This is a genomic window from Pseudomonas antarctica, from assembly GCF_900624995.1.
Classification (GTDB): Bacteria; Pseudomonadota; Gammaproteobacteria; order Pseudomonadales; family Pseudomonadaceae; genus Aquipseudomonas; species Aquipseudomonas antarctica.
In genome coordinates this window covers 1-7,343 of record NZ_UYXQ01000161.1, presented here as the reverse complement: position 1 = coordinate 7,343, position 7,343 = coordinate 1, and the positions used below count along the sequence as shown (strand labels likewise).

The following is a 7,343-nucleotide window of genomic DNA, read 5'->3' as shown; positions in this document are numbered from 1 at the left end:
ACAAAATGTCCACCGAGAAAGTGCTGCACTTGAAGGCCATGGGCGCCGAGGTGCATATCACCCGCTCCGACGTCGGCAAGGGCCACCCCGAGTATTACCAAGATGTGGCCGCGCGCCTGGCCAAGGACATTCCTGCTGCCTTCTTCGCCGACCAGTTCAACAACCCGGCCAACCCGCTGGCCCACGAAACCAGCACCGCCCCGGAAATCTGGGCGCAAACCCAGCATAACGTGGACGCAATTGTGGTGGGCGTCGGCTCGGCCGGCACCCTCACCGGCCTGACGCGCTTCTTCAAACGGGTGCAACCGGAGCTGGCCATGGTGCTGGCGGATCCGGTGGGTTCGGTGATGGCCGAATACAGTCGCAGCGGCAAGATGCAAACCCCGGGCTCGTGGGCCGTGGAAGGCATCGGCGAAGATTTCATCCCCTCAATTGCCGACCTTTCCAGCGTGCGGCACGCCTATTCGATCAGCGATAAAGAAAGCTTCGACCACGCCCGCCAACTGCTTAAGGCTGAAGGCATTCTGGGCGGCTCGTCCACCGGCACCCTGCTCGCCGCTGCGCTGCGGTATTGCCGCGAGCAAACCGTGCCCAAACGCGTGGTCACGTTCGTCTGCGACACCGGCACGCGCTACCTGTCCAAGGTCTACAACGACCAGTGGATGAACGACGCCGGGCTGTTGCAATACAAACACTACGGCGACCTGCGCGACTTGATCGCGCGCCGCTTCGAAGACGGCCGCGTGATCAGCGTGAGCCCAGACGATACGCTGCTCACCGCCTTCCAGCGCATGCGCCTGGCCGACGTCTCGCAACTGCCGGTGCTGGTCGATGGCCAGAAGCTGGTCGGCGTGATCGATGAGTCCGACATCCTGCTGGGGCTGCACCATGACGCGGCGGACTTTTCCATGCTCGTCGCCAGCGCCATGTCCGACACCTTGCAAACCCTGGCCCCGAGTGCCAGCCTGACTGAACTGCAGGCGGAACTGGATCGCGGCCTGGTCGCCATCATCGCCGACGCCTCAGGCTTTCACGGCCTGATCACCCGCGTCGACCTGCTTAACCACCTACGGAGATCCCTTGCATGAGTCAGCCCGATAAAAGTGCGTTTGCCACCCGCGTGATCCACGCCGGGCAATCACCCGACCCGACCACGGGTGCGCTGATGCCGCCGATCTATGCCAACTCCACCTATTTGCAAGACAGCCCCGGCGTGCACAAGGGCTTTGATTATGGCCGCTCCCACAACCCCACGCGGTTTGCCCTGGAGCGTTGCGTGGCTGACCTTGAAGGCGGCAGCCAGGCGTTTGCCTTTGCCTCGGGGCTGGCAGCGATCTCCACCGTGCTGGAGTTGCTCGACGCCGGCGCGCACATCGTCTCTGGCAATGACCTGTACGGCGGCACCTTTCGCCTGTTCGACAAGGTGCGCCAACGCAGTGCCGGGCACCGCTTCAGCTATGTCGACTTGAGCGACGTGTCGGCGTTTGAAGCGTCGTTGCAGGACGACACACGCATGGTCTGGGTCGAGACCCCGAGCAACCCGCTGCTGAGCCTCACCGACCTCAACGCCATCGCACGCATCTGCCGTGACCGCAGCATTATCTGTGTAGCCGACAACACGTTCGCCAGCCCATGGATCCAGCGCCCGCTGGAGTTGGGTTTCGACATCGTGGTGCACTCCACCACCAAATACCTTAACGGCCACTCCGACGTGATCGGCGGCATCGCCATCGTCGGCCATAACCCGGAACTGGCCGAGCGCCTGGGTTTCCTGCAAAACTCGGTCGGCGCGATTGCCGGGCCGTTCGATGCGTTCCTGACCCTGCGCGGGGTCAAAACCCTGGCGCTGCGCATGGAGCGCCATTGCAGCAATGCCCTGGAGTTGGCGACCTGGCTGGAACAGCAGCCACAAGTGTCACGGGTGTATTACCCAGGCTTGGCCTCACATCCGCAGCATGAGCTGGCACGCCGGCAAATGCGTGGGTTTGGCGGGATGATTTCGGTGGATCTGAACAGTGATCTTGCGGGCGCGAAACGCTTTCTGGAAAACGTGAAGATTTTTGCGTTGGCCGAAAGCCTCGGCGGCGTCGAAAGTCTGATCGAACACCCGGCGATCATGACCCATGCGAGCATTCCCGCGGCGACGCGGGCGCAACTGGGCATTGGTGATGGGTTGGTGCGGTTGTCGGTGGGCGTTGAGGATGTGGAAGACCTGAGGGCCGATTTAGCCCAGGCCTTGGCGCTGATCTAACTCATTGATCGTTCCCACGCTCCGCGTGGGAACGATCAAATGTGGGAGCCTGCTCCCACAGGGGTTTAGCGTCAGGCTGAGGTGATGTTGGCGCGTGCTGAGTGCAGCTTTTTGTAGCTGTCGATCAAGCGCAAATGCCGGTCCAGCCCTTCCAGCTTCATGCTGGTCGGCGTCAAACCATAGAAGCGCACCGTGCCGCTCACCGAACCCATCACCGCGTCCATCCGCTCGTTGCCAAACATGCGGCGGAAGTTGGCCTCGTAATCCTCAAGCACCAAGTCCTCGTCCAAGTGCATCTCCAACACCGCGTTCACCGCTTGGTAGAACAGGCCGCGCTCGACGGTGTTGTCGTTGTACTGCAGGAACATTTCCACCAACTCCTTGGCGTCTTCGTATTGCTGCAAGGCCAGATAAATCAGCAGCTTCAACTCAAGGATGGTCAGTTGGCCCCACGCGGTGTTGTCGTCGAACTCGATGCCGATCAAGGTGGTGATGTCGGTGTAATCGTCCAGCTCGCTTTCCACCAGACGCTCAGCCAAAGCCTTCAGCTCGTCATCGCTGAGGCTGTGCAGGTTGAGAATATCGGCGCGGAAAAACAGTGCCTTATTGGTGTTGTCCCAAATCAGATCATCCACCGGGTAAATTTCCGAGTAGTCCGGCACCAGGATGCGGCAGGCGGTTGCGCCGAGGTGTTCGTACACCGCCATGTAGGACTCTTTACCCATGCCTTCGAGAATGCCGAACAGGGTCGCGGCTTCCTGGGCATTCGAGTCTTCACCCTGGCCCGAGAAGTCCCACTCGACGAACTCGTAATCCGATTGGGCGCTGAAGAAACGCCACGAAACAACGCCGCTGGAGTCGATAAAGTGCTCGACGAAGTTGTTCGGCTCGGTCACCGCGTGGCCTTCAAAGGTCGGCTGCGGCAAATCGTTCAAGCCTTCGAAGCTGCGGCCCTGGAGCAATTCTGTGAGGCTGCGCTCCAGCGCCACTTCCAGGCTTGGGTGGGCACCGAACGAGGCAAACACGCCGCCGGTGCGCGGGTTCATCAAGGTCACGCACATCACTGGGAACTCACCGCCTAGCGACGCATCCTTGACCAGCACTGGGAAGCCCTGGGCTTCCAGGCCTTGAATACCAGCGAGAATCCCCGGGTATTTGGCCAGCACCTCAGCGGGTACATCCGGCAGTGCGAACTCGCCTTCGATGATCTCGCGCTTGACCGCACGCTCGAAAATCTCCGACAGGCACTGCACCTGGGCTTCGGCCAGAGTATTGCCCGCGCTCATGCCGTTGCTGAGGTAGAGGTTTTCGATCAGGTTGGACGGGAAGTACACCACTTCGCCGTCGGACTGACGTACGAACGGCAGCGAAACAATCCCGCGCGCTTCATTGCCCGAGTTGGTGTCGTACAGGTGCGAGCCGCGCAGCTCGCCATCGCGGTTGTAGATTTTCAGGCAATAGGCGTCGAGGATTTCAGTCGGCAGCTCGTCTTTGCGCCCCGGCTGGAACCAGCGCTCATCCGGGTAATGCACGAACGGCGCGTTGGCCAGCTCCTCACCCCAGAACTGGTCGTTGTAGAAGAAGTTGCAGTTGAGCCGCTCGATAAACTCGCCCAATGCCGACGCCAGTGCGCCCTCCTTGGTCGCGCCCTTGCCGTTGGTAAAGCACATCGGCGAGTGTGCATCGCGGATATGCAGCGACCACACGTTGGGCACGATATTGCGCCACGAGGCGATTTCAATCTTCATGCCCAGGCCGGCAAGAATGCCCGACATGTTGGCGATGGTCTGCTCCAGCGGCAGGTCCTTACCCGCAATGTAGGTGCCGGCTTCTGACGTGGAACTTGGCATCAACAGCGCCTGAGCATCGGCGTCGAGGTTTTCGACTTCCTCAATGACAAACTCCGGCCCGGCCTGCACGACTTTTTTCACCGTGCAGCGGTCGATGGAACGCAGGATGCCCTGTCGGTCCTTGTCGGAAATGTCCGCTGGCAACTCGACCTGGATCTTGAAGATCTGGTTGTAGCGGTTTTCCGGATCAACGATGTTGTTCTGCGACAGGCGAATATTGTCCGTGGGGATATTGCGCGTTTGGCAGTACAGCTTCACAAAGTACGCCGCACACAACGCTGACGAAGCCAGGAAGTAATCGAACGGACCCGGGGCCGAACCGTCGCCTTTGTAGCGAATCGGTTGGTCGGCAATCACCGTGAAGTCGTCGAACTTGGCTTCAAGCCGAAGGTTGTCGAGAAAGTTGACCTTAATTTCCATGCGGGCACACCAGAACGAGCTAAACAAATTGGCCGCCATTATGAAGATTTTCGCCGGGAAGTCTCAGGGTTTTCCGAATTGCCTGCCGGTCGGTGCTAATGTTTCGTCCACCTCACGTTGACGCCATGCGCCCATGTCCACACTGGCAACCTCCTCGCCCTCACCTTCGCCGCCACGGTGCTGACGCTCACGCCCAGGCTCGACACAGCCTTGGTGCTGCGCACCGCCACGGTAGAAGGCAAGCGCCAGGCGTTGCAGGCCACCCAGGGCATCAACGCCGGTTGCCTGTTGTGGCGCGCAGCCGTGGCTTTCGCCCTGGTGAGCAGTCATGTGGTATTGGGCCTGGCATGGTCACTGGTGTTGATTGGCGCCACCCGGCCCCTGTCCGGGTTTCTGCGCAAGGAAAAGGCCATCCGGTGGATGGGCCGCACCACCGGCCTGAACGTTGTCATGTTTGCCGTGCGCTTGGCGTTCAGCAAACGCTAAGCCTTAGCGCAGGCGAATGGAGAGTTCGATGTCATCGGCAAACGCCACCGACAAATAGCCATTCGCAGGATCGCGCACGTGCGCCAGGTATTGCGGGCAGTAGTTGGTGTTGTCAGCCACCACCAGCGCGCCGGCGCGCAGGTGTTTTTCCACCAGGTTCAGCACATCGCCATACAGGGCCTTGGCGCCGTCCAGCAGCAGCAAATCGACCGCTTCCGGCATGTCTGCGGCCAGGGTGCCCAGTGCATCGCCCTCACGAATGTCGATCAGGTCGCTCACGCCACCTTCAATGAAATGCGTGCGCGCCAGGAGGATCTTCGAGGGCTCGAACTCACTGCCAATCAACACACCGCCACCGTTATCGCGCAGCGCGGCGGCCAGGAACAACGTAGACAGGCCGAACGAGGTGCCAAACTCGACAATCGCCCGCGCCTTGCTGCTGCGCGCCAGCATGTAGAGCAAGTGGCCGGTGTCGCGGGAGACCGGCAGCCACAGGTCTTTGAGCATCGTGTAAAGCTCAAGGTAATCGGTTTTGCTGTGCATCAGCCGCTCGCGTTCTTCACGCGATACGCTGTTGATGAGCGGGCTGGTCGCCGCGCCAGCTTGTGCATAAAGGCGTTCGATCAAGGGCGCCAATGGCGCAGAGGTCAGGGTTGTCATGATTGATTTCCGTCAGGCTGGGATTAAGATGCGACTAATTCGTCGCATTAAAAGTATGCGAGTGATTCCTCGCATTCGCTATTCGCGTTAGCCCCGCCGCTGGAGCCCCACGATGACAACCCGCCAGACCGTCCGTATCTCCTCACGTAAACAGCCACAGCAGGCGCGTTCCACCGAACTGGTGGCAGCGATCCTGGAGGCGGCTATTCAGGTTTTGGCCAAGGAAGGCGCCACCCGGTTCACCACTGCGCGGGTGGCGGAAAAGGCCGGTGTGAGTGTGGGTTCGGTGTATCAATACTTCCCCAACAAGGCCGCGATCCTGTTCCGTTTGCAAAGCGATGAGTGGCAACAAACCACGCAGATGCTGCGCAACATTCTGGATAAAACCGACATTGCGCCGCTGCAGCGCCTGCGCACCCTGGTGCATGCGTTTATCCATTCCGAATGCGAGGAAGCGCAGATGCGTGTGGCGCTGAACGACGCCGCGCCGTTGTATCGGGATGCGCCCGAAGCCGTGGAAGTCCGCGCGGCGGGCCAGCAGGCCTTTGAGACCTTCATGCTGGAATTGCTGCCGCAAGTGCCTGAGCAGACGCGTGCGCTGGCCTGTGACTTGATCCTGACCACGCTCAGTTCGGTGGGTAAGGATTTTTCCGGCAGCCCGCGTACCGCCGCAGAAATAGCTATTTACGCCGACGCAATGGCTGATATGTTTCGCGCCTACGTGAACGCGCTCAATCACCTGTAAAGCACTCATCTCCAGCAAAGGAATGCACATGAACTTCTTCAAAAAGCTGTTCGGCGCAGCCAAAAAGCCCGAAGCCGAAGCGGCCTTGCCGACGCCGGTTGACCCGGTTGAAACCCCAGCGGATGCCGCCAATACGGCCGTCCGAATTGCCAGCGAAGAGTGCCTGGACCGGCATTGGCAGGCCGTGGGCACTGTGGAGCGCGACGTGCTGACGTACATGATCAGCCCAAGCTTCACCGGCGGTCCTCACTGGCCGTCCACCCGCCAGGCCTACCGCGTGGTGCGCCGTGACGGCGCCATCATTCTCGCCACCGAGGGCCTGTCCGACCCCTTCGACGATGCCGAAGGGCTGGGCAATGGGTTCGAAATGGAACTGTTCCTGGAAACCGCAGACATACCCAACGACGCGCGTGGCGAACTGGGTGATGTCGACCCTTTACGCCGTAGCTGGGCGTTCGAACTGATCGAACACGTCGCCAAAACCGTGGCTAATGCAGGCGGCATCACGCATCAGCTGGACAACCATGGCGTACTGTCCCTGGAACTGCCGGGGTTCAGCCTGTCGCACCAGATGAGCGAGCAAGTGCCTAAGTTGTTCGTCACCGACGACGATGCCGCTGGCGTGCTGCTCGGCGGGCCCGAACCCGACTTCCCGACCCGCCTGGAAGACATGCCGCTGTCGCCCGTGCGCCTGGTACCGGTGGTGTTGATCACCGCGTCGGAGCTCGAGTACGTGCGTTCCGGTGGGCGTGCGGCGCGGGAAGATCTGGTGGAGCGGTTGAAGGCCGCAGGTGTGGGCCATACCAGCAGCCTGTATCGCGCAAGCGTGGTGTGAACGGTCGTTGTGTCGATGCGCTGATTGTTTAACACAGCCATACCTGAAGGTTAACAAACGACGATTGAACGCACCTGCGCACGATGGGAGCATCGC

Annotated in this window: 7 protein-coding genes; 5 read left to right on the top strand and 2 right to left on the bottom strand. The window is 60.7% G+C overall.

The window, feature by feature from the left end:
• Both E0F99_RS27790 and E0F99_RS27785 read left to right on the top strand, forming a co-directional pair.
• On the top strand, nt 1-1,088 hold a 1,088-nt coding region (locus E0F99_RS27790; RefSeq protein ID WP_130909051.1), incomplete at its 5' end, for a pyridoxal-phosphate dependent enzyme.
• Nucleotides 1,085-2,251 (top strand): cystathionine gamma-synthase, encoded by a 1,167-nt coding sequence (locus E0F99_RS27785; protein ID WP_083358579.1) that lies wholly within the window; start codon nt 1,085-1,087, stop codon nt 2,249-2,251. The genes E0F99_RS27790 and E0F99_RS27785, both read left to right, overlap by 4 nt.
• Before the next feature lie 71 nt (nt 2,252-2,322).
• Here E0F99_RS27785 and E0F99_RS27780 read toward each other — a convergent pair whose 3' ends face one another.
• Nucleotides 2,323-4,521 (bottom strand): OsmC domain/YcaO domain-containing protein, encoded by a 2,199-nt coding sequence (locus tag E0F99_RS27780; protein ID WP_083358580.1) that lies wholly within the window; start codon nt 4,519-4,521, stop codon nt 2,323-2,325.
• A 117-nt stretch (nt 4,522-4,638) separates the two neighbouring features.
• Here E0F99_RS27780 and E0F99_RS27775 point away from each other — a divergent pair, with 117 nt between their 5' ends.
• Nucleotides 4,639-5,007 carry a hypothetical protein gene (locus E0F99_RS27775; RefSeq protein WP_083358581.1) on the top strand — a complete coding sequence of 123 codons (369 nt, stop codon included), beginning with the start codon at nt 4,639-4,641 and terminating at the stop codon, nt 5,005-5,007.
• A gap of 3 nt (nt 5,008-5,010) precedes the next feature.
• Here the strand turns inward: E0F99_RS27775 and E0F99_RS27770 are convergent, their stop codons facing one another.
• Nucleotides 5,011-5,667, bottom strand: a complete 657-nt coding sequence (locus tag E0F99_RS27770; protein WP_083358582.1) for an O-methyltransferase — start codon at nt 5,665-5,667, stop codon at nt 5,011-5,013.
• A 112-nt stretch (nt 5,668-5,779) separates the two neighbouring features.
• Between E0F99_RS27770 and E0F99_RS27765 the strand changes: the two genes are divergently transcribed.
• Nucleotides 5,780-6,412, top strand: a complete 633-nt coding sequence (locus tag E0F99_RS27765; RefSeq protein ID WP_083358583.1) for a TetR/AcrR family transcriptional regulator — start codon at nt 5,780-5,782, stop codon at nt 6,410-6,412.
• A gap of 28 nt (nt 6,413-6,440) precedes the next feature.
• Nucleotides 6,441-7,247 (top strand): suppressor of fused domain protein, encoded by an 807-nt coding sequence (locus tag E0F99_RS27760; RefSeq protein ID WP_083358584.1) that lies wholly within the window; start codon nt 6,441-6,443, stop codon nt 7,245-7,247.
• Nucleotides 7,248-7,343: the final 96 nt, after the last annotated feature.

Bases quoted from the DNA above. Each gene is read 5' to 3' on its own strand.
- E0F99_RS27785 (WP_083358579.1), top strand. From the start codon at position 1,085: ATGAGTCAGCCCGATAAAAGTGCGTTTGCCACCCGCGTGATCCACGCC.
- E0F99_RS27780 (WP_083358580.1), bottom strand. From the start codon at position 4,521: ATGGAAATTAAGGTCAACTTTCTCGACAACCTTCGGCTTGAAGCCAAG.
- E0F99_RS27770 (WP_083358582.1), bottom strand. From the start codon at position 5,667: ATGACAACCCTGACCTCTGCGCCATTGGCGCCCTTGATCGAACGCCTT.
- E0F99_RS27765 (WP_083358583.1), top strand. From the start codon at position 5,780: ATGACAACCCGCCAGACCGTCCGTATCTCCTCACGTAAACAGCCACAG.
- E0F99_RS27760 (WP_083358584.1), top strand. From the start codon at position 6,441: ATGAACTTCTTCAAAAAGCTGTTCGGCGCAGCCAAAAAGCCCGAAGCC.